A 20,212-nucleotide genomic window follows, 5' to 3' on the forward strand; every position below is an offset into this window, starting at 1 on the left:
GCCCGCCACAGACGCGGCTCGTTGGGCGACACGACCGGGCGAAAGGCGTGAAACTCGATGGACGAATACCCGCTGATTTCGGACCACGGGCTCATTGGTGATCTGCAGACGGCCGCACTGGTCTCCACCGAGGGAACGATCGACTGGTTCTGCAGTCCGCGATACGATTCGCCCAGTATCTTCGGAGCGCTGCTCGATCGCGAGAATGGTGGCCACTGCAAGATCAGTCCTCGTGTACAGACGTACGCGAAGTGGCAGCACTATTTTCCGGACACCTGCGTGTTGGTCACCAGATTCCTCACCGAGCAAGGCGTGGGTGTGGTAATCGATTTCATGCCCGCGTTGACGGGCAAGCCGACGAAGAACCACCAGTTGGTACGTTTAGTGCGGTGCGCGCGCGGCGACATGACGTTCGACATCGAGATCGCGCCCCGGTTCGACTACGCACGGCAACCGCATGAGATCACCGCGACCGCAGAGGGGTGGGAATTCGCCAACGGGGATGAGCGTCTAGCCGTACATTCGCTCGGCGACAAGTGTGTAGGCGAAGGGCGGATCCGCGAGGGCGCGCTGCATTTGACTGCAAGGCTGAGGGCCGGCTGCGCCAGCGGGGTGCTGCTGGAGACGGACCCCGATGGTCCGCCCCGCATCATCCCGCTGGAGGAGTGCGACCGGATTCTGGAGGACACTGTCAACTTCTGGCAGGACTGGTTGGCGCATTCTCGGTATACAGGTCGGTGGCGAGAGATGGTCAACCGCTCAGCTATGACACTCAAACTCATGACCTATGCCCCCTCCGGGGCCATGATCGCGGCTCCCACGACCAGCCTGCCGGAACAGATCGGTGGCGAGCGTAACTGGGACTACCGCTACGCCTGGGTCCGCGACACCGCCTTGTCCCTGCACGCTTTGCTCGGGATGGGCTTCACCGAGGAAGCCGTCGCATTCACGGACTGGATGGGTGACCGCGTCCGGGAACAAGCCGGTGCAGGGGGACACCCTCTGAAAGTCATGTACCGGGTGGATGGCTCAGGGAATCTGGGAGAGGAGACGTTGGACCATTGGGAAGGCTACCGGGCCTCCGCTCCGGTACGCATCGGCAACGGCGCCGCCGACCAGTTGCAACTCGACATCTACGGTTCGGTGCTGGACTGCCTCCAACACGCCGACCAGCGTGGTCTGCAGACGAGCTACGCGAACTGGCAGGCGCTGACCCACATCGTGGACTGGGTGTGCGACAACTGGGAGCAGCCCGAGGCGGGTATATGGGAAACCCGTGGCGGGGACAAGGATTTCACTTACGGGCGGGTCGCGACCTGGATTGCCTTGGACCGGGCCATCCGCATGGCAGCCGCCAGAGGTCGTCCGGCCGAGCAGGGCCGATGGATCCACCACCGAAATGCCGTTTACTTGCAGGTTATGGAGCGCGGCTGGAATCGGGAGCGGGCCGCGTTCACGCAATACCTCGGCAGTGACGTCCTGGACTCCTCCCTGTTGGTCATGCCGGCGGTGGGGTTTATCGCGCCCCACGACCCACGCTGGAAGTCTACATTGGACGCGATCAAGAAGGATCTGGTTTCTGACAATCTCGTTTACCGCTATGATCCGGCCGTTTCCCCGGACGGGCTCCGCGGTACCGAAGGTACTTTCTCCGCATGCAGCTTCTGGTATGTCGCAGCCCTCGCTCGCGCGGGTCGTCTTCGAGAAGCCCGGCTCGTATTCGAGAGGATGCTCACGTATGCCAACCATCTCGGACTGTACGCCGAGGAAATCGGGCTGACCGGCGAACAGTTGGGAAACTTCCCCCAGGCGTTGACCCACCTGACCCTCATCAACACCGCGCTGACCCTGGACGCCCACCTTGATGATGCCGCCGTGCCGGTCATCCCCCGCACCTCGCCCTTTCCCGGGCCGTACTGGGTGTCCGCTCGGTAAACTCATCGATCAGGCTGGCGTCATCGAGCCGATGCAGCACTGCCATTTGCAGGCGGCCCCACATCCCGGCTCTGGACCGGATCACGAAGCGTCGGTGGGCAGGAAGCAGGAACCCACTGAGACGGTCAGCCGGCCGTGGCAGGAATACCCGTCCTTCAGGGCGGGGCAACGCGCTGTGCCGGGACCGGAGTCCTGGATCGTCGCCGCCGGACGGGCGGAGACGCTAAACGCCTCGCTGGGCGCAGGTAGTGCAGCCGCCGCCGGGCTGCGGGCAGTCCGAGCCAGTCGCCAAGGATGGCGTAGTGGGGCGAGGCGGTGTGGGCGACGGAGGAGGTCATGCCGGAGACGGCGGCATTGGCTTCGGCGGCGTCGGCCCGCTGCTGAAAGCCCCGACGTGTAACTGTCCGGTGTCTTACTGCGCAGGGCGGCCGGGCTCCGCCCATGCTCGATCCGTTTGTGGTCAGCAGTCGGGCGTCGTGCGGCCGAGTAGCTTCCACCCGGACTGCCAGGGGCACTCGTTGCGTGCGTTGAGGCTGATGTTGAGGAAGGTGAGACCGGCGTCGGCCACGCTGCGGGCGGCCCGACACATGCGGGCTGTGTAGTTCTGCTCGGTGAGGGCTGCCGGTGCGCGGGTCATGGTGCCGCCTCGCCTAGGCTGTGTTTGAGATGTCGATCAACACAGGTGTTGATCGACATTTCGGGTACCGCATAGCGTCAGGGCGGTGGAAACAACGCACCGGCCCGCCGCCCGGGTCATCTGCCTGGACGCTGCCCACCGCCTGCTTCTTTTGCACTGGCGGGATCCGTTCGACGGGACATGGCTATGGGAGCCGCCCGGTGGCGGCATCGAGCTTGGCGAGACGCCGCTGGTGACGGCACGACGTGAGCTGATCGAGGAAACCGGACTCGACCCGGCTGCCGTCCTTGACCGGTCGGTGCTCGTCGACCGTGATGTGCAGTGGAACGGCAAGCGGCACATCGGGACGGAGCATTTCTTCGTCGCTCAATTTGCGGAAGAGCAACCATCCCTGGTGCGTACCGGCCTGCTCCCCGACGAGCAGGCCAACCTGGACACGCACGCCTGGGTCGCATGGTCGGATCTGGACTCACTGCCGGACCCGGTTGAGCCGCCGCAGTTGCTGACTGTGCTCGGCACCCTGGTGCCGGACGGTCCGTGGTCTGGCCGGGATTCTGCATGAGATGAGGTCACAGCGATTGCCGTATGAGGGTGAGCTGGACGGTGGCTTCGTAGCGGACGGCGAGTTTGTCGTAGCGCGTCGCGACGCCGCGGGCCTGTTTCAGCAAGCCGATCCGATTCTCGACCTTGTGCCTGCGCTTGTACACCTCGCGGTCGAAGCCGGGCGGGCGCCCGCCCGCCGAGCCCCGGCGGAGTCGGTGTCCGATCTGGTCCCGCTTCTCCGGAATGGTGTGCGTGATCTGCCGCCGGCGCAGGTACTCGCGGATCTCGCGGGAGGAGTACGCCCGATCGGCGAGGACATGAACGGGCCGGGTCCGTGGGCGGCCCCCGCCGGTCCGGGGTATACGGATGCGATTCGTCACCTCGGTGAACAGCGGGGCGTCACCTCGCTGCCCAGCGGTGACGGCCGTGGCCAGGACATGGAAGGAGGAGTCGACGGTGAGGTGGATCTTCGTGGTCAGGCCGCCGCGCGAGCGGCCGATGGCGTGGTCGTCCGGCTCGGCCGCCAGGGCGTCCGGGCGCGACCGGCCCGGATCGCGGTCCCCCTTTTCCCAATCTCGTCCTGCTGAGCCGGCGAAAACCCGTAGTCACGCACCTGTGCCTCGACGACCACATGATCATCTGGGGGTTGGTGCGTTGATCACTTGAGGGTGCCATCGTTTGTCGACACTCGTGGACCGGATCAGCGCTCCCACGCTTGCCCGGCCACTGGGATCTCTTCATCAGGAGGGCCGCAGAGCTAGCCTGAACCCGATGGTGATCGCGAGCCCTCCGGCGTGCGCCCCCGAGCTTGGCGGCGGCTGGCTCAGGCGTCTTGGCGGTCGGACTCGGAGGCTGGAAGCGGTTCGCCGGTCTCAAGGAGGGTCTTCAGGCTCGACAGCAGGGCGGGCCAGCCGTGCTGGATCATCGTCCGCAGGGTGCTATCGGGCTGGAAGCCGTCGTGGACGACGGTGAGTTTGACCATCTCGCCGATGGGTTCGATGTCGAAGCTCACTTTCGACCTCTGCTCCGCGGCCAGTTCGGCGAGCACCTCTTCGCTCACGTCTGCGGCCTTGGCCCACTCGAGCGTGAAGGTGTGCCAGGTGTAGGACAGGCGGCGGTAGGGGTCTGATTCGAGGACGACCTGGTCGGGGTGGGAGGTGCTCGTCTCCCGTTCGGTCCAGGACATGGGGGATCCCGGCTTCCAGTCGGAGTCGAACTCCACGCCCCAGTAGCGGCGGGTGAAGGCGGGGTCGGTCAGGCCGCGCCAGAGCTGCTCCGGCGTGGTGTGAATGTAGGTGGTGTAGACGAAGGCGTTGCTGTCCACGGTTGTCGTCTCCAGTGCGTTCTTCAGGTCGGCGAGTGCGCGCACCCGCTCGCGGTCGTAACGGCTGATCCATCGCTCGGCGATGGAGTTGATCGGCTCGGCGTTGAGGTAGTGCAGCTTCTCCCTCCCCTGGCGTACCACGGTCACCAGGTTGGCCGCCTCCAGCACGGCCAGGTGCTTGCTGACCGACTGCCGCGCCATGTCCAGCCCTGAACACAGCTCCCGCAGGCTCTGCCCGCTGCGGGCATTGAGGCTGTCCAGCAGTCGGCGCCGGCTCGGGTCGGCCAGCGCCTTGAAGACCTCGTCCATCGGCACCCCCAGATATGCACCCAATCAGCTGCACATCACATTAGGCAGCCGTCCGGCTGCGTGTCAATCCAGCCTCCGGGTGGACGGTTCTCGGCAGCGGGGGCCGGTCAAGTACTCGGCGGGACTTCCCATGGGTGGCAGGCTTGCCTCAAGTACGGCTCCGCGACCAGCCGGAGGCCGCATCCGGGGAAGTGTCCGGTCTGCTGGAGCGGCTGGCTGAGCCTGGACCCGCTCGATCCGCGCGGCGTGCGGCACGCCCTGGTGGTCGTCCTCGCCCTGACCGCGTGCGCGGTGCTGGCCGGGGCGAGTTCGATCTTGGCGGTGGGCGCGAGTGGATCGCCGACACGCCGGCCCATGTGCTCCGACAGCTCGGCGTCCCGCCGGATCCGGTGCTGCCCGGGCGGCAGCTGCCCTCGGAGTCCGCTGTGCGGCGGCTGCTGGCCCGCGTTGACGGTGACGCGCTGGACCGGGTGGTCGGCCAGTGGCTCTCTGACCGCCGCCCCGTGACGGCCGAACCCCGCGCGCTGGCCGTGGACGGCAAGAGCCTGCGCGGCGCCGCCAGGGCAGGCGGCCGGAGTATCGACCTTCTCGCTGCCCTGGAGCATGCGACCGGTCTGGTGCTGGCACGGCTCGATGTCGGCGACAAGACCAACGAGATCACTTGCTTCCAGCCGCTGCTCGACATTGTCGCCGACCTGGCCGGAGTCGTGGTCACCGCCGACGCGCTGCACACCCAGCACGAGCACGCCGCCTACCTCCTCGGGCGGCAGGCGCACTACATCTTGATCGTCAAAGGCAACATGAAGAAGCTCCGCGACCAACTCAAGTCGCTTCCCAGGAAGGACATTCCGCTGCAGTGTCGCGTCCGGGGCGTCGGCCACGGGCGCTCGGAGATCCGCCGGATCAAGGTCGCCACTGTGAACAACCTGCTGTTCCCCGGAGCCCGCCAGGCCATCCAGATCAAGCGGCGCCGAACGGACCGCAAGGCCGGCAAGACCACGTTCAAGACCGTGTACGCGGTCACCAGCCTCACGGCCGAGCGGGCCGTGCCCGCCGGCTCGCCGGCTGATCCGAGGACACTGGCAGATAGAGGCCCTGCACCACATCCGCGACACCGCCTTCGCCGAGGACGCCTCCCAGTTGCGAACCGGCAATGCACCCCGCGCGATGGCCACCTGGCGCAACTTGGCCATCGGCGCGTGACCAACATCCCGGCCGGCCTGCTCAGCAACGCCCGCGACCCCCGGCGACCGCTCACGCTCCTCGGACTTTTATGGCCACCACCTTTGTCGATCGGATGGGGAAACTCGGTTGAACGGTTGCAGCCCCTCTTGTAGCAATGCCCCGTGATACATGGCGAGAAGATCGGGCTGCGTGCCCGACACGAAAGCGACGTCCTAGTTCTGCACTCCGAGCTCTACGACGACGTGGCCACACGGTCACGCGCCGACTCTCGCCCGTGGCGACCCATCCCACCAACTTCGGGTCTCTCGCCCTTCGCCGTGACCGAACCGTCGGATGAGGCAGCGTGCTTCTCCGTTGTGGAGCTGGAGACGCAAGAGCTGGTCGGCGAGGCCCTGCTCTGGCGCATCGACACACACAACCGGGCGGCTCACATCGGGATCGCCCTGCGACCCGCATTCCGCGGCCACGGACTCGCCGTCGATGTCCTGCACACGCTGTGCGAGTACGGATTCGCCGTACGCGGACTACAGCGCCTGCAGATCGAGACACTCACGGACAACACCCCGATGCTCGCGGCAGCAACCAGAGCCGGGTTCACGCGGGAGGGAACGCTGCGGCGCTCCGCCTGGGTCTACGGCACATACGCAGACGAAGCCATCCTCGGCCTCCTTGCGAACGATTGGACGCCCCGGACATGAAGATCTGGAGTCCGGTCTCGCGATAGAAGGATGCCGGCAAACAAGGCAAGGTCGAACTTTGACGAGGCCCTGCCACGACCCGGCGCGGGCGCAGAAGGTCCGGGAGAACGGGATGCACTCTCGATTGACTGTGCCCATTCGGGCGCGGGGTCGCGTGCTGGGTGTCGCGGTGTTCATCCGAACCGAGAACCTGTCACCGTTCCAGGAGGATGGTTTGCTCCTGGCCGAGGAGCTCGTAACCCGGGCCGCGCTGTGCTTGGACATCGCCCGCCGATACGCGTGCGAACGCACTGCCGCCCTTGCGCTGCAGCGCAGCCTGCTGCCACGCCGTTTGGCCGGGGTGTCTCGGCCGAGGTGGCCTCGCGTTACCTGCCCGCCGACTCCGACGCCGGCGTCGGGGGCGACTGGTTCGACGTGATCGAGCTGTCCGGCGCGCGGATGGCCCTCGTGGTCGGGGATGTGGTCGGACACGGCATCAAAGCCGCGGCGACCATGGGTCAGCTGCGTACCGCCGTGCGCACACTTGCGGACCTGGAGCTGCCTCCCGACGCGTTGCTGGCCCACCTCGACTACATGGTCCGAGGCTGGCCGAGGAAGACGCCGACGGTCCGGACGAGGCCCTCGTGGCCCTGGGCGTTACCTGTCTGTACGCCGTCTATGACCCGGCCACACGACGGTGCACGAGGGCGCGGGCCGGGCATCCGCCGCCCGAATCACCGATCCACAGGGGCAGGTCACCTTCCCCGCCCTGCCCGCAGGAGCCCCTCTCGGCCTCGGGATGGGCATCACTTCCGAGGCCGTGGAGCTGGAACTGCCGGAGGGCAGCACGCTCGTGTTCTACACCGACGGTCTGGTCGAGACCCGCGACAAGGCCAGGGCCAGCCTCCGGCAGGCAGAGACGATCCAGCCGCCCTCGGGTGTCACTCGGACCGTCGTCGCCCTCGCCGACGCCTGCGAGGACGAGCATCTCGTCCTCGCTGCGGAATTCGATCCTGACAACGCCCTGATCCCATTGCGCCGGGTCACTCTCGAAGGAATCAGCAGTTGGGCCACCGACGTGGAGGCGCTCGCACCCTTCGCCGAGACTGAAGCCCGCAACCGTCTCATGGACGCCACCGGGGGCTGGCCGATCCTCCTGGACGCAGCACTCGCACAGGCTCGTCAGGGCCGCCGCGTTCCCACGATCTGCAACGGTCGCCACGCGCTACGACAAACTCGCGGTCCGATACGAAGCGACCGTCCTCGTCGCTGCCATCAACGAGTGGCTGTGACCTGCGGCCGTCGAGCGGTCGGCGCTTTGCTCCCGTGCTTGTCAGTGCCTCTTGGCACCATGCGCGCATGAACACAGACAGCAAAGAGAAGAAGATTCTGTCGGCGTTTCTCGCGGCACAGCGAGCCGGCGTGCTGGCCATTGTCGACGGGCTCGACATGCAGGCACTGACCACGTCGGTCCTGCCGTCCGGCTGGACGCCCCTCGGTCTCATAGAACATCTGGGGCACGCGGAGAAGCACTGGTTCGAGGAGGTCGTCACCGGAGCGGCCGAGCCGTTGCCATGGTCCGATGCCCCTGCCCCGCTGACGACACCGCGCGCGCCGGAGGTGGTTTTCGCATTCTACGACGACCAGTGCCGCCGTTCCGACGCAGTGATCGCCCGCACCCCGTTGTCGGCACCCCCGCGGGGTCGTCACCCCGAACCCATGGGAGACGAACTCGCCGATCTACGCGGGATCATCCTGCATGTGATTGAAGAGACCGCACGGCACGCCGGCCATCTGGACATCGTCCGCGAACTCATCGACGGACAAACGGGACTTGGACCTCGCTGAGAACCAACTCGTAGCCCAGCCCGACACCCGGCCCACACTTTCGATACACGCCCTAGACGGCCTCGGTCTCACGGCATCCCCTGACATGCGCACACTCCTGACCGATCTAGCCGCCCTCGACGAACCCCTGCCATGGGACGACCTGGTGGAACTCCTGCAGGACTCTCACCCCGCACTGCAACAGGCCCTGGAAAAGCTGCGCATGCTCGACGTCCTTGCCCAGGACGAACAACAGCTCTACCTGCTGGACCCGACCGTCCGCCGAGCCTGGCCGCCGCAACCGCACGGCAAGGACTCCTCACCCGCCTGAGTATGCTTCCGGTGTCAACAGTGACCCCGGGCCACTCCGCAGGGCGACCTGATTACGGCTATCCCGGGGCGCATCCAGGCCGTCCAGCGCGGGCATACGGATGGGGATGTCCACCAGGCGCACGTCCGGCTGCACCGTGCTGATGGGTCCACCGCAGGCGGCTTCACTCGGTCGCCCCGGAGGCTGGCCGCCACACCACCGAAACCGCTCCACGTCTGGGAGTCCGCGTTGTTGCGGTCCTCGGCCGCTCGCGTCGGCTACCGCCAGTGCGAACAGCGCGTCTCCCAATTCTTCTGCTTTGGTGCCGTTGCGACCATCGATCGCCCCGGAGGGCGACCGCTAGACGTGGATGAGTGCGCCGCTCAGGTAGTCGTCCACGAGACAGCCGCCGTCGAAGACCATCCCGATCGTGTCGTAGGGCCATTGGGCACCCGGCAGCCCGTACACGGTGGCCAGCAGCCGGGGCAGCCCGGACACGGCGAGGCCGGTCTCCTCTCGGCATTCGCGCACAGCCGTCTCCCAAGGCCGCTCGCCCTTGTCCATCGTTCCGCCGACCAACTGCCAGGGATGCGCGGGGGAGTAGACGGAGTGCAGCTGGAGCGGTCGGTCGCCCTCGTCGGTGAAGTAAAGGCACGCGAACGCGGTGGCCTTCAGGACCGTCTCGGCGTACTGCTCGGGCGGCAGCCACGTGGTGCTGTTGTCCGTGGTGCTCGCGGCGGTCGGCTCTGCGAGCCGTGTCATCCGCATCAGTGCCGGGCTGCTCGTGAAGACGAACTCGCGGTAGAGCGGTGCCGCTTCCACGCTGGCGTTCAGCTCGAACAGCGTCACGTGCGGTTCGCGTCCAGGGTGCTCATCGCCTGTCCCACCCCATCTGCGAGTACAGGTGTCCAGCGAGCACCCCGTCGATGGCCTGGCGGGTGTAGGGCACGACGGCGGACGGGAGATCCTTGGGGTTCCACCACCGCCACTCCACGCACCGGTCGGGCTCCAGGACGGCAGGTGTGCCGGACCAGGTGCGGGCCCGGAAGACTAGGCCGATACGCGGGCGAGCGGACGGCGAGTCCACGAGGTGGACGAGGTGCACGAGCTCGACGTCGCCCGGCTCGATGATCAGCCCGGCCTCCTCATGGGCCTCCCTGATTAGGCAACTGATCGCCTCCTCCCGCTCGCAGTGCCCGGCCAGGAAGTGCCACGTGTTGCCCGCGTAGGCCGAGTCGGGGTGGCGCAGGCCGAGGAGGATCCGGCCGTGGTCGTCCTCCAGGTAGAGGTGGACCCCGACGATGTGGAGCTCGGTCCCCTCCGGCGCTTCGTCGCGCAGCAGCCGGGCCCTGGCCGTCGGGCGACTGACGGGGGGATTCTCGGCCGCGTGCCGGCGGATCAGGTCACCTAGACCGGGACTCAGGTGCAGCTGCTTCAGTGCGTTCGGGGCGAACCACCGCGGCAGCACCCCTTCTTGCAGATCCACGGTCTCCGGATCACCGCGCCAGCGGCCCTCGAAGACCTGGATCGGCACGGCGAAGCCGTCGACGCTCGTCTCCTCCTCCAGGGCGTACAGCGTCAGGTCATCGATCTCCAGGCCCGGGACCTCTTCGGCGAGCTCCTGCCGCAGGGTCGCCTCCAGGCTGACGTCCTCCATCGTGCGGCCGCCCCCGAGGAGAGCGAACGTGCCAGGGGCCCAGATTCCTTCACGCTGGTTCCGCAGGTGGAGCAGGTATCTGCCGTGGCCGTCGTGGATCAGAGCGGAGGCGTTGACGGGCTCCGGCCGCCCGTCGAGGCCATGGTCTCTGGCATCCAGGAGCTTGGCGCGCAAGGTCGGGGACCTGACGTCGCCGAACTCGAGCCACCGGGCGCCGGCAACCTCATCGTCCGGCAACCTGAGCTGCGGATGCTGCTCGGGCACGAGGTAGAAGACGAAGCAGAAGTCGAAGTGCTGGTGCGAGCCTTCGCCCTTGGCGGGGTTGGCGTCGATGCCGTGGACGTCGATGTCGATCGGAGCGCCGAGGAACTGCGGAGCCAGGCACAGGTCACCCGGCCAGATGCCGGTCTCCTCGCACACTTCCCGCAGCGCCGCGGCCAGGAGGGTCCGGTCGTCCTCGACATGGCCGCCCGGAGCGAGGAGCAGCCCTGTGACCTTGTGGCCGATGTGCAGAACGCGTTGCTCCCGGTCGATGACTGCCGCGCTGCAAGTGACGTGACCGGGGAGCGTGGCACGGCCGGCCGGGTCGTCGGCGCCCTCCAGGAGGGACATCAGCCCGGCGAGGGATGCCCGCTCGTGCGGATGCCGGGCCAGGTACGCCTCGGCGGTCGCGCGGATGTGGGAATGGGTGAGCGGCACGTCATCACCTCGGGACGGGGTAGGAGGGGCGGGGGACGTCCACGGCCGTAGGCGCGGCCGCTTTGGTGGGGCGTACTGAGGTGGCGCCGGGGCCGCTCATACTGGGGTCTCGCGCTTCTCGCCGTCCGATTCGGACGTGATCTGGTAGGACAGCAACTGCTGGAACAAGCCCGGCTGTTGGGAGAGCCGGAGGTAGGTGCCCTCCTGGACGATCCTGCCTTCGTCGAGGACCACGATGCGGTCGGCGACGGCGACGTTGGTGATGCGGTGGGTCACCAGCAGCACCGCCCGGTCCCGGGCGAGTTTCCGAAGCCGCTGGAAGATGCGGTACTCGGCGCGGGGATCCAGGTTCGCCGTCGGCTCGTCGAGGACCAGCAGACCGGCCTGGCGGAAGAACGCCCGCGCCAGCGCGATGCGCTGCCACTGACCACCGCTGAGCTCCTCCCCGTTGAGCCACTCGCGGGCCAGGAGGGTGTCCAGGCCGGCGCCGAGCTTGTCGACGACTTCGTCGGCGTCGGCCGCCTCGCACGCCTCGCGGACCGCCGCGTCGCCGCGCGCCGTGGGCTGTCCCTGGGTCACGTTCTCGCGCACCGTCAGCGGCCAGCGCGCGTAGTCCTGCGGCACGAGTGCGACCTGCTGCCACAGCGCCTGCGGGTCGGCCTCGCCGGTGGGGACGCCGTCCCAGAGCACCTGACCGCCCGTGGGCAGGTAGAGACCGCTGACCAGCTTCGAAAGCGTCGACTTGCCCGAGCCGTTGAAGCCCACCAGCGCGGTGACCTCGCCGCGGCGCAAGGTGAGGGAGACGTCGGACAGCGCGTCGCGGTCCTTGCCGGCGTACCGGTGGGTGACCGACTTGACCTCGATCGTCTCCGGCGGCTCGGGACGGTGCGGGCCCCGGCGCATACGGAAGCCGCCGGCCTTGTCCAAGAAGCCGCTCCAGTCGTCCATGTACAGCCCCGTGCGCACGGCGCGCGCACCGACGGCCACCAGACCGCGGACCGACATGCCTACCGTCTGCAGGGCGAAGACGGCCGTCCCGGCATGCCCGACGGTGATACGGCCGGTGGCGAGCAGCCACACGACCGCCGCCCACACCACCGCCGACCCCAGCCCTCCGCACACCGCGCCGACCAGGGACATCCGGGCGCCCTTGTCGGCAGCGGCCCGGTCCTCGCGGTTGATCCGTGCGACCGTGTGCCGGTACCGGTCGGACAGGAAGTCGGCCATGGTGCCGGCGCGGATCTGGTCGGCGGCGTCCTTGGTGTAGATGTGCCAGCGCAGCACCGACAGCATCCGGTTGTCGCCGTTGCTGCGCAGATTCGCGAGGTACCGGACCCGCGCGGCGCTGACCTGGGCCAGAGCCTGCGGCAGGCTGGCTGCGGCGAGGAGCGGGAGAAGGACCCAGTGCACGCCGGTCAGCACAATCGCCCCGGCGAGGAAGCCGGCGCCCGAGGCGATCAGGTCCTGGCCCTCGTTGATCAGGTCGCCGGTGACCTGGGCGCCGCGGTCGGCGGCTTCCCGATCGCGGTTGAAGTCGGGGTCGTCGTAGGCGCACAGCTCGACCTCGGCGCAGCCGGCCAGCAGCATCTGCTCGGCCTCGCGCGACATCAGCGGGCCCACCCGGGAGGACAGCCAGTTGACAGTGATTCCGAGGAGCGCGCGCACGCCGGCGGCACCGGCGAGCAGGGCAACCGAGGGCCACGCCTGGAGGAGCCGGTGGTAGACGTCTCCGCTGCGCAGCAGGGCGGTCAGGGTGCCGGCGATGGCGACCAGGCCCAGGGCCTGCATCACGCCGGTGACGGTCTGGCACAGCAGGAGGCCGACGGTTGCTCGTCGGTCGACGCGCCAGGCGAGGCCCAGCGAGCGGCGCACCAGTTGCGGCAGGCGCCGTGCCATGTCCCGCATCCGAATCGAGCGGCCGGCCGCCTCGCGGCTGCCGGTCAGGTCGACGTACCGCATCTGCGGCTCGGGAGCGGGCACGTGCGAGGTGCCACCACCTGGTGCGGGTGCGGGCTGTTCGGTAGACGGAGTGGAGGGAGCGAAGGGGGACACTGCGGGGGTGGTGCGCGGTCCCGGAACGCTGTCGCGTGATGCATCGGTGGGCTCACTCATGCCGCCCACCCCGCATCCGGACGTGCTGAGCTGGGCCTGCCGTCAACGTTATGCGTGATCACGCCGGGCCGCCGTTCGAATCCGGGAGGCTGTTGCAAGGGGGCAGGCGTGGGGTGCATGGCGTGTCCTCCGTCTGGGCGTCGGTGTGGCACGGATGCTCTAAAAACGCGCTGGATCTGGTCCCGTCACGGCCCGATCGGAGGGCATTTGGTGAACGGGAGTACTAATGCCGGGGGCAGGGCGTGCGCGCTCTGGGCGGTCGCGACTCAAACTCGTTCGATCAGGGCGGTTCACTCCTTCAGGGGGTTGTGGACAGCTGAGCTGAGCACGATAGGTGTCGTATTTGCACGACAACTGTCGTCATCCACGTGCGGCCTCCTGGTGCAGGTGCTCTCGGGTCGGCCTGCGCGAGTCGCCGAGAAACGGCGTTGTCGGTGCACTCTGCCAGGGTGTGCGTCGTGGATGAATTGGTGGAGCGTGTCGACGGTCAAGATCGTGTGGTGGGGGTGGTGAGCCGTCGGGAGGCCATCCGGGAGGGTTGGCTGCATCGCGTCGCCGTGACGGTGTGTCGTGATGATCGTGGCCGGATCCTCGTCCATCGGCGGTCGGAGCAGGTGTCGCGCTTCCCTGGGCTCTATGAGGTCGTGGTCGGTGGCGCCGCACATGTCGGCGAGTCCTATGAACGGGCCGCCGCGCGGGAGCTGGCCGAAGAGCTGGGTATTCGTGCGCTGCCGCGCCTGCTGTTCACGTTCATCAACCGCAGCGGTTTGAGCCCTCACTGGCTCGGCGTGCACGAAGCCGTGGTGCCGGACGCCGTGGTCCCCGATCCCGATGAGGTCGCCTGGCATGGCTGGCTGACCGAGCCGGAGCTCGGCTCGGCCCTGTTGGAGTGGCGCTTCACCCCCGACAGCCACGAAGCCTTCAGCCGGTATCGCGCGTTCCGGAGCGCGCAGTCCTGACCTCTCTCGCCTCTCGGGCTGGGATGCCTGCTTGCGGCCAACGGACCTTGCGAGAGGGAATGTTCGTGATAGGGAGTACGGATGTTGGGTCGACTCCCGCTCGTTGAGCAGCTCGATGGCTTGCGGTCCGTGCTCTCCCGGAACGAGGTTCTGACCGACGTGATGACCAGGGCGGCGACGTTGGAGCTGCCCGGCTGGTATGTGACGGCGGGCTGCCTGTTCCAGACGGTGTGGAACGTGGTCACCGGCAGGCCCCCGACCAGCGGTATCAGGGACTACGACATCTTCTACTTCGACGGCTCCGATCTGTCCTGGGAGGCGGAGGATGCCGTGATCAAGGCGGGGCAGGAGGTGTTCGCCGGGCTGCCGGCCGAGGTGGAGATCCGCAACGAGGCCCGTGTGCATCTCTGGTACGAGCAGAAATTCGGCGTGCCCTGTCCGCCGCACGGGTCCACCGAGGCCGCGATCGGCTCGTTCGCTGCGACGACGTGCTGTCTGGGGGTGCGGCTGGAGCCCGACGGTGAGTGGCGTGTCTATGCGCCCCACGGGCTGTCCGACGTGTTCAACCTCGTAGTCCGACTCAACCCGGTGCTTGCCCCGCGGGACGTCTATGAGGCCAAGGCGGTGCGCTGGAAGGACGAGTGGCCGGAGCTCACCGTGCTGTCGTGGCCGGGCTGACGCTCGGATGCGAGTGGTCATGCGGCGAGTTCCTCTCCGGCGGACCAGTTGTCCGTGACGGCGGCCCGGAGTGGCTGCGAGATCCATGCGGGGCGTCGGAGGTAGGTGCTGAGAGCGCGGTCGGCGTCGCGCAGTCGCTGGACGAGCGGGGCCAGACGCTTCCGCGCCTCGGGCGGGTCTGCAGCTTGGAGGAGCTGCGAGGCGATGTCCAGGACAGCGCCGGCGGCCAGCGAGTCTGCGGGCGGTGCGGTGTAGGGCTTGAAGGTCTTCTTCTTGCCCGGGGTGTTGAGCAGCGGCTCGGCCTGCGCGATGCGGGAGGTGTACTCCGTGTCGAGGGCGGTGGCCAGGCACGGTGTGCTGGCGTACTCGCGGGCGACGGGCCAGGTTCGGAAGACCACGGCGACCGTGGCGCGTAGGTCGGCGAAGTAGTGGGCGGCGGGGATCGGTGCACCCGCGCTCATGGCTGTCTCGGGGCCGTCCGCCGTGAGCAGGTCCACGAGCTGTTGTTGGAGTTGTAGGAGCACGGTCATGGTGACCGTGTGGGGTTCCGCGGAAGGCGGATCAAGCCGGGTCAGGTCGGTGGCGCAGGCTGTTTCGGGCTGGTGCTGTGGTGTCGGCCGGGTCGGGAAGCGGCACTGCCAGGGGTGGAGCGTGTCGTCGGACAGTCGCGCGATGGCGTTGGCGTTGGGCGGTGGCGACCAGGCCGGCGTCCGCGCCGAGGACGGTGAACACGCTGTTCCAGCGACGGGTGGATCTGGGTCAACAGGCCGTGCAGCCGGTTCGCGACCCTGGTTGCTTCCCCTGCGAGGTCGTCGTCGAAGCCGACGATCATCTCCAGCTCGGCGATCGTCTCGTCCTCGCCGTCGATCGCCCGCAGCGTGTGCGGCATGGCTCGGGCCGCGTCCGCGATGATGAACGCGTCACGGGGGCATCGGTCTTCGCCTCGCCTGGATAGAGGTCGGCGATCCGTCGCATCGTCAGCCCCGGCAGATAGGCGACCGGGCAGCCCATGTCCCGTGCTACCGCCAGCGGCAGGGCGCCGATCGAGGCCGGCTGGTCGACCACGACGAGCACCGTCCCGTGCTTGGCCTTCAGCTTGGCGAACAGCTCGCGGAGCTTGGGCTCGGTGTTGGGTAGGCGCTTGTCGAAGGCTTTCTTCCCGGCGGGGGTGACGGCGGTGGCGTGGTGTTCGCCCTTGCCGACGTCCAGGCCGAGGAAGACATCGATGTCGCCGGTGTCGATCGCGTGCAGGCCCCTCCATCACGCTTTCGTCCGGCCTTGCCAGGGCACCGAGCTGCCACATCCACGTTACGGAGAGCTCTTCCAGCTCGGGTGAAGCCGGTGCTCAAGCCCCTCATCAGCGGTCCGTCGATGCCTCCGGACCCGGTGACACCACCCCCCGGATCATGAACAACAAGGGGGGGAAGTCATGCCGGACCCGAAGGCCGGAGGCCCCATTGCGGAGCCACGAAAAAGGTAACGGGGGGAAGCGCCGCACCCTGTGACCAGCGTAGCGACGTACCACTCCATCCGGGCCGAGGACGACCTGTACGTCCGCGCGCCGGTCGCGGTCCGGAGTCCACTGCTCCAGCCGCACCTTGGTGACGTTGGGCAGGGCGGCAAGACTGGGGGTCGTCGCTGGGGTAAGGATGGCGTAGCAGGCGCGTGATCTGTCGGACAATGGACTGGTGTGGATGTTCCGAGAAGGGACGTCCTTGGGCCGGAGTCCAGACGAGAGTCCCGGCCCGATTGCGGTGGGCCGGGATTCTGTGTTGTGCGCCTGGCCGGAGGGCGCCGGCCCGATTACGGCGGGCCGGGGTGGTTCTCCACCATGCGCATCACGCGGTTGCTGATTTTAGTCTTCGTCGAATCCGTCGAATCCGTCGAATTCGCCCTTCTCGTGGTGGCGCTTGACGACACGGAAGCTGCCGACTACTCCGTTCTTGACCCTCACGCCGTCCTCCATCTCCTCGTGGTACTTCTTGTGGTGCTCGCCCTTCTCGTGCTCGTCCTTCTCGTGCTCGTCCTTCTCGTGCTCGTCCTTCTCGCAGTTCTCGTCCTCGTCCTCGTCCCTGAACTTCGTGCGGACGTTGTTCGCCTCGCTGTGGGGGCCGACGGTGGCGACGGGGGCACCGTTGTCGCAGGTGACGCCACGGAAGAACTCGACGGTGTTGCGGCTGTCGTTACGGATGTTGAAGCTCCTGGAGCCCAGGCCGCTGACCACGGTGATGCAGCCGTCGGGGCGGCCGGAGAAAGTGCGCTCGTTGATGTGGATCCTGCCCTCGTGGTGGCGGCGCTTGCCGTGCTCGCCGCGCTCGCCCTGCTCACCGCGCTCGCCCCCCTCGCCGCCGCGGCCGCCGCCCTCGTTGCCCTTGCCCTGTCCGCCCTCGCCGCCCATCGGGGCGTAGGCGGGAGCGGGGGCCTGCTTGACGACGGCCGGGGCTGTCTGGGGCGCGGTGGCGGCGGTGGCGTAGGTGATGCCGGTCGCGGTCAGTGCCGCAGCGGCCGCGATGGCCGCGGCGGTCGCGTGGGAACGGTTCATGATCATGTCGCTTGTTCCTTCTGAGGCGGAGACTTGTTCCTTCTGAGACGGAGAGAGCAGCGCCCGCTGTGGCAGCCGGTGCGTGATTGAACGTACTAACTCCCCCTATTGCTGTCATATCGAGCAAATCGGGATGTGCGGTTTCGTGGGGCTGATCGGGTATGTAGAGGTCCTTTACGCCGCTCCGAAGGAGGGCTGAGGCACCGTCAAAATCTGCCTTCCTTTTGGAGATTGAACGACAATTAGCCCTTGCAGGTGATCTTCTGGCGTCTGCTCACCCGCCATGGCGGCGGGTTGCCGGGAAGTGTCGGCGAGTCGCTGCTTGACATGTGGTCTGGCGTAGGTTCCAAGGAGGCCATGTGAACGGTGGCTGTCCGGCGAACGCGGCCTGCCCCGTGCGCGCCTGGCGCCGCTGGAAGCAGGCCGTGCCGTCGAGCGCCAGCACATGGTGGCGGATTCCGGCGATGCCAGTACCCAGCGTCTCGTCGGCGCCGCTGACTCCGTCGTCGGTGACCTCGATCGACAGCCGGTCACCGTCGCGTGCGACGCGGACGGACGTGACCTGCACGACGGCACCGAGGCCCGGCTGGTGGCCATCGCGATGCGGCTGGGCCTGGCCCGTGAGTCGCTGAGCGAGGACGCCCAGACGGTGGCCAGACTCTTGGAGGAAGCGCATGAGAGTACCGAGGAGGCCATGGCGGAGCTTCGTGTGGTGATCCGGACGATCTACCCGCCGGTCCTCGCCGATTGCGGCCTCGCCGGGGCGCGGCGAGCTGATCTCCGATGGACGCGGCGGCATCGGCTACCTTCTCAAGGACCGGGTGAGCCGGGTGGGCGAGTTCATCGACGCGCTGCGGCGGGTCGCCGCCGGCGGTACCGTCATGGACCCCGAGGTGATCAGGCAGCTCCTCACCCGTCACGCCCACGACCCGATTGCCGCCCTCACGCCACGCGAACGCGAAGTTCTCGCCCTGATGGCCGAAGGAAAGGACAACGCCACGATCGCGGCCCGGCTCGTCATCACCGAGAACGCCGTCCACAAGCACATCGGCAACGTCTTCGCCAAGCTCGGCCTCTCTCCGGCCGACAGCGGCCACCGCCGCGTCCTCGCAGTCCTCACCTATCTCAGCCGCCACTAACTAAGAGGCCGCGCGGATAGGCGTGGTGGTGCACCCGGCAGCAAGGCAGGCACAGGTCTTGGCAATCATGGAGTTGCGACGCTCTGTGATCACCGGGGAGACCTGTGCCTGTACTGCCATCATGGCTGACCGAACCGCTCTGGGACCAATTCGCCGCGCTGCTGCCCGAACGGCTGGCCTACGACCCGGGCCATCCGCTGGGCTGCCACCGCCCCCGCATCAGCGACCGGATCGTCTTCGACAAGCTGCTGCAGCTCCTGCGCTTCGGCTGCTCGTACCGGGCGATCGCCGATTCGACCTGCTCGGCCACCACGATCCGCAACCGCCGCGACGAGTGGATCCGGCTCGGCGCCTTCGCCCGGTTCAAGCAGATCGCGTTGGAGTCCTACGACCGGATCGTCGGCCTGGTCCTCGAACAGATCGCCGTCGACGGCTCGATCACCAAAGCCCCCGCGGCGGCGAGGTGACCGGGCGTTCCCCGGTCGACTGCGGCAAACAGGGCTTGAAACGCTCCGGAATGACGGATGGTTACGGCATTCCACTGGGCCGCGTCCTGGCCGGAGCCAACCGCCACGACTCCCCGCTGCTGGCCCCGACCCTGGACCGCCTGGGCGACCTCGGACCGTTACCCGACGACGTCACCGTCCACCTGGACGCCGGCTACGACTCCGACACCACCCGCGCCCTGCTCGACGAGCGTGGCCTGCACAGCCGGATCGCACACAAGGGCGAGAAGGCGCCGATCCAGGCAAGCCAGAGGTGGCACGTGGAGCGCACCCATGCCTGGCAGAATGCCTTCCACCGCCTCGCCCGCTGCTACGAGCGCCGGGCCACCGTCATCGACGCCTTCTTCGACCTCGCCGACGCCATCATCACCGTCCGCAGCCTGATCCGACGCGCCTGGACCACCCACCGCTGGCGCAGCCGGCCGCATCGCCGTCAGTGACCGCCCTTGGTCATACCTGCCGGCCGCCGAGGTCGTCGGCATAGTGCTCGATAGCGCGCCGGTAGTCCTGCACCCGCCGATCGCTGCTGGTGGCCGCCAGCACCTTCAGCAGCACCCCCACGGCTTTTCGGCCCTCCCCGGTGTTGTACAAAACCATCGCCAAGAAGGCCTGCAGGGCCGCATCCTGCGGGAACTCCTCCAGTCCCAACCTCAGGGTCTGCTCCGACAGGGCGTACCGGCCCAGGACACGATAGGTGCTTCCCAGCCCGAGGAAAGCGCCGTGACGGTCCTCCTCGGGCAAGCCCGGCCCGGCCAGGGCCCGCTCGTAGAAGGGAACGGCCTCGTCCTCCAGACCGAGCACATCATGCACCCAGGCCGTCTGGTAGGCGATCTCAACATCGTGCGGATACTGCTTTGCCAATATCAACAGCTGCTCCCAGGCCTGCACACTCTGCCCCTGCTGGCGCAGCCGTATCGCCTGTGACAGCGCTGCATCCCGCTCGTGATCACCGTTCATGGCGCCTCACGCTGACACAACACGACTCGGACAGCAAACGACCACCCAGCGTAGTTGCCCAGTGGATCGAGTCAGCGATTCATCGCCTGCTGGCAACGACCCAATCTGCGCGGCCTCTAAGAACACCAACAGAAAGAAGACCAACAAGCAGAAGACCAGCACCGTCCCTCCGTGCGACCGGAGCGACCTCGCGCGCACACCCGAAGGGACGGACCG

Annotated in this window: 16 protein-coding genes and 10 pseudogenes; 15 read left to right on the forward strand and 11 right to left on the reverse strand. The window is 67.7% G+C overall.

Annotated features, from left to right (window positions below; genetic code table 11):
* The first annotated feature begins 57 nt into the window (after positions 1-57).
* The gene (locus ACIHCX_RS16270) at positions 58-1,935 is read left to right on the forward strand and encodes a glycoside hydrolase family 15 protein (protein WP_400029792.1); all 1,878 of its coding nucleotides are present in this window, start codon (positions 58-60) and stop codon (positions 1,933-1,935) included.
* Here ACIHCX_RS16270 and ACIHCX_RS16275 read toward each other — a convergent pair.
* Together ACIHCX_RS16275 and ACIHCX_RS16280 are read right to left on the reverse strand one after the other, a co-directional pair.
* Positions 1,886-2,035 (reverse strand): annotated as a pseudogene (locus tag ACIHCX_RS16275) (IS5/IS1182 family transposase); the annotation flags it as partial. The gene ACIHCX_RS16270 and the pseudogene ACIHCX_RS16275 sit on opposite strands and share 50 nt — an antisense overlap.
* 360 nt (positions 2,036-2,395) lie before the next feature.
* Positions 2,396-2,572, reverse strand: coding sequence for a hypothetical protein (locus tag ACIHCX_RS16280; protein ID WP_400029794.1), 177 nt, complete (start codon positions 2,570-2,572; stop codon positions 2,396-2,398).
* 85 nt (positions 2,573-2,657) lie between these two features.
* Here ACIHCX_RS16280 and ACIHCX_RS16285 point away from each other — a divergent pair, with 85 nt between their 5' ends.
* The gene (locus tag ACIHCX_RS16285; protein ID WP_400029796.1) at positions 2,658-3,134 is read left to right on the forward strand and encodes an NUDIX domain-containing protein; all 477 of its coding nucleotides are present in this window, start codon (positions 2,658-2,660) and stop codon (positions 3,132-3,134) included.
* 7 nt (positions 3,135-3,141) lie between these two features.
* Here the strand turns inward: ACIHCX_RS16285 and ACIHCX_RS16290 are convergent.
* A pseudogene (locus ACIHCX_RS16290) lies at positions 3,142-3,633 on the reverse strand (IS5 family transposase); the annotation flags it as partial.
* Between the two features lie 305 nt (positions 3,634-3,938).
* Positions 3,939-4,748, reverse strand: coding sequence for an ArsR/SmtB family transcription factor (locus tag ACIHCX_RS16295; protein WP_400029990.1), 810 nt, complete (start codon positions 4,746-4,748; stop codon positions 3,939-3,941).
* 425 nt (positions 4,749-5,173) lie between these two features.
* On the opposite strand from ACIHCX_RS16295, the pseudogene ACIHCX_RS16300 reads away from it, so the two are divergent.
* The 8 genes and pseudogenes from ACIHCX_RS16300 to ACIHCX_RS16335 form a co-directional block, all read left to right on the forward strand.
* A pseudogene (locus ACIHCX_RS16300) lies at positions 5,174-5,728 on the forward strand (ISAs1 family transposase); the annotation flags it as partial.
* 447 nt (positions 5,729-6,175) lie between these two features.
* The gene (locus ACIHCX_RS16305; protein ID WP_400029992.1) at positions 6,176-6,631 is read left to right on the forward strand and encodes a GNAT family N-acetyltransferase; all 456 of its coding nucleotides are present in this window, start codon (positions 6,176-6,178) and stop codon (positions 6,629-6,631) included.
* Positions 6,603-7,049 (forward strand): GAF domain-containing protein, encoded by a 447-nt coding sequence (locus ACIHCX_RS16310; RefSeq protein ID WP_400029798.1) that lies wholly within the window; start codon positions 6,603-6,605, stop codon positions 7,047-7,049. Before ACIHCX_RS16305 ends, ACIHCX_RS16310 begins: the two co-directional genes overlap by 29 nt.
* Before the next feature lie 20 nt (positions 7,050-7,069).
* Positions 7,070-7,150: pseudogene (locus ACIHCX_RS16315) on the forward strand (SpoIIE family protein phosphatase); the annotation flags it as partial.
* Between the two features lie 104 nt (positions 7,151-7,254).
* Positions 7,255-7,305, forward strand: a pseudogene (locus tag ACIHCX_RS16320) (hypothetical protein); the annotation flags it as partial.
* A 50-nt stretch (positions 7,306-7,355) separates the two neighbouring features.
* A pseudogene (locus tag ACIHCX_RS16325) lies at positions 7,356-7,973 on the forward strand (SpoIIE family protein phosphatase); the annotation flags it as partial.
* Positions 7,970-8,458: a DinB family protein gene (locus ACIHCX_RS16330; RefSeq protein ID WP_400029800.1), complete on the forward strand. Its 489-nt coding sequence runs from the start codon at positions 7,970-7,972 to the stop codon at positions 8,456-8,458. The pseudogene ACIHCX_RS16325 and the gene ACIHCX_RS16330, both read left to right, overlap by 4 nt.
* Before the next feature lie 85 nt (positions 8,459-8,543).
* Positions 8,544-8,768, forward strand: coding sequence for a hypothetical protein (locus ACIHCX_RS16335; protein ID WP_400029802.1), 225 nt, complete (start codon positions 8,544-8,546; stop codon positions 8,766-8,768).
* Between the two features lie 339 nt (positions 8,769-9,107).
* Here the strand turns inward: ACIHCX_RS16335 and ACIHCX_RS16340 are convergent, their stop codons facing one another.
* The 3 genes from ACIHCX_RS16340 to ACIHCX_RS16350 form a co-directional block, all read right to left on the reverse strand.
* Positions 9,108-9,596 carry an NUDIX domain-containing protein gene (locus ACIHCX_RS16340; protein WP_400029804.1) on the reverse strand — a complete coding sequence of 163 codons (489 nt, stop codon included), beginning with the start codon at positions 9,594-9,596 and terminating at the stop codon, positions 9,108-9,110.
* 22 nt (positions 9,597-9,618) lie between these two features.
* A complete protein-coding gene (locus ACIHCX_RS16345; RefSeq protein WP_400029806.1) occupies positions 9,619-11,103 on the reverse strand; it encodes an NUDIX domain-containing protein in 1,485 nt (494 codons plus the stop codon).
* Positions 11,104-11,199: 96 nt separating this feature from the next.
* Positions 11,200-13,083, reverse strand: coding sequence for an ABC transporter ATP-binding protein (locus tag ACIHCX_RS16350; protein WP_400029808.1), 1,884 nt, complete (start codon positions 13,081-13,083; stop codon positions 11,200-11,202).
* Between the two features lie 590 nt (positions 13,084-13,673).
* On the opposite strand from ACIHCX_RS16350, the gene ACIHCX_RS16355 reads away from it, so the two are divergent.
* Positions 13,674-14,174: an NUDIX hydrolase gene (locus ACIHCX_RS16355; protein ID WP_400029810.1), complete on the forward strand. Its 501-nt coding sequence runs from the start codon at positions 13,674-13,676 to the stop codon at positions 14,172-14,174.
* An 81-nt stretch (positions 14,175-14,255) separates the two neighbouring features.
* Positions 14,256-14,852, forward strand: coding sequence for a nucleotidyltransferase family protein (locus ACIHCX_RS16360; protein ID WP_400029812.1), 597 nt, complete (start codon positions 14,256-14,258; stop codon positions 14,850-14,852).
* Positions 14,853-14,869: 17 nt separating this feature from the next.
* Here ACIHCX_RS16360 and ACIHCX_RS16365 read toward each other — a convergent pair whose 3' ends face one another.
* From ACIHCX_RS16365 to ACIHCX_RS16375, 3 genes and pseudogenes are all read right to left on the reverse strand, one after another.
* The gene (locus tag ACIHCX_RS16365) at positions 14,870-15,382 is read right to left on the reverse strand and encodes a hypothetical protein (protein ID WP_400029814.1); all 513 of its coding nucleotides are present in this window, start codon (positions 15,380-15,382) and stop codon (positions 14,870-14,872) included.
* A 185-nt stretch (positions 15,383-15,567) separates the two neighbouring features.
* Positions 15,568-16,094 (reverse strand): annotated as a pseudogene (locus ACIHCX_RS16370) (IS110 family transposase); the annotation flags it as partial.
* 613 nt (positions 16,095-16,707) lie between these two features.
* Entirely contained in the window at positions 16,708-17,400 is a 693-nt protein-coding gene (locus ACIHCX_RS16375) for a hypothetical protein (protein ID WP_400029816.1), read from the reverse strand.
* Between the two features lie 595 nt (positions 17,401-17,995).
* Here ACIHCX_RS16375 and ACIHCX_RS16380 point away from each other — a divergent pair.
* The 3 pseudogenes from ACIHCX_RS16380 to ACIHCX_RS16390 all read left to right on the forward strand — a co-directional run.
* Positions 17,996-18,073 (forward strand): annotated as a pseudogene (locus ACIHCX_RS16380) (hypothetical protein); the annotation flags it as partial.
* 91 nt (positions 18,074-18,164) lie between these two features.
* A pseudogene (locus tag ACIHCX_RS16385) lies at positions 18,165-18,533 on the forward strand (LuxR C-terminal-related transcriptional regulator); the annotation flags it as partial.
* 104 nt (positions 18,534-18,637) lie between these two features.
* Positions 18,638-19,479: pseudogene (locus tag ACIHCX_RS16390) on the forward strand (IS5 family transposase).
* 10 nt (positions 19,480-19,489) lie between these two features.
* Here ACIHCX_RS16390 and ACIHCX_RS16395 read toward each other — a convergent pair.
* Complete coding sequence (locus ACIHCX_RS16395) at positions 19,490-19,996, reverse strand: tetratricopeptide repeat protein (RefSeq protein WP_400029818.1); 507 nt, start codon at positions 19,994-19,996, stop codon at positions 19,490-19,492.
* Positions 19,997-20,212 lie beyond the last annotated feature (216 nt).

The organism is Streptomyces sp. NPDC052043 (genome assembly GCF_044548235.1).
GTDB lineage: Bacteria > Actinomycetota > Actinomycetes > Streptomycetales > Streptomycetaceae > Streptomyces.

What these genes read in the sequence shown, in the direction of transcription:
- ACIHCX_RS16270 (WP_400029792.1), top strand. Translation starts at nt 58, where the DNA reads ATGGACGAATACCCGCTGATTTCGGACCACGGGCTCATTGGTGATCTG.
- ACIHCX_RS16280 (WP_400029794.1), bottom strand. Translation starts at nt 2,572, where the DNA reads ATGACCCGCGCACCGGCAGCCCTCACCGAGCAGAACTACACAGCCCGC.
- ACIHCX_RS16295 (WP_400029990.1), bottom strand. Translation starts at nt 4,748, where the DNA reads ATGGACGAGGTCTTCAAGGCGCTGGCCGACCCGAGCCGGCGCCGACTG.
- ACIHCX_RS16330 (WP_400029800.1), top strand. Translation starts at nt 7,970, where the DNA reads ATGAACACAGACAGCAAAGAGAAGAAGATTCTGTCGGCGTTTCTCGCG.
- ACIHCX_RS16335 (WP_400029802.1), top strand. Translation starts at nt 8,544, where the DNA reads ATGCGCACACTCCTGACCGATCTAGCCGCCCTCGACGAACCCCTGCCA.
- ACIHCX_RS16360 (WP_400029812.1), top strand. Translation starts at nt 14,256, where the DNA reads ATGTTGGGTCGACTCCCGCTCGTTGAGCAGCTCGATGGCTTGCGGTCC.
- ACIHCX_RS16365 (WP_400029814.1), bottom strand. Translation starts at nt 15,382, where the DNA reads ATGACCGTGCTCCTACAACTCCAACAACAGCTCGTGGACCTGCTCACG.
- ACIHCX_RS16375 (WP_400029816.1), bottom strand. Translation starts at nt 17,400, where the DNA reads ATGATCATGAACCGTTCCCACGCGACCGCCGCGGCCATCGCGGCCGCT.
- ACIHCX_RS16395 (WP_400029818.1), bottom strand. Translation starts at nt 19,996, where the DNA reads ATGAACGGTGATCACGAGCGGGATGCAGCGCTGTCACAGGCGATACGG.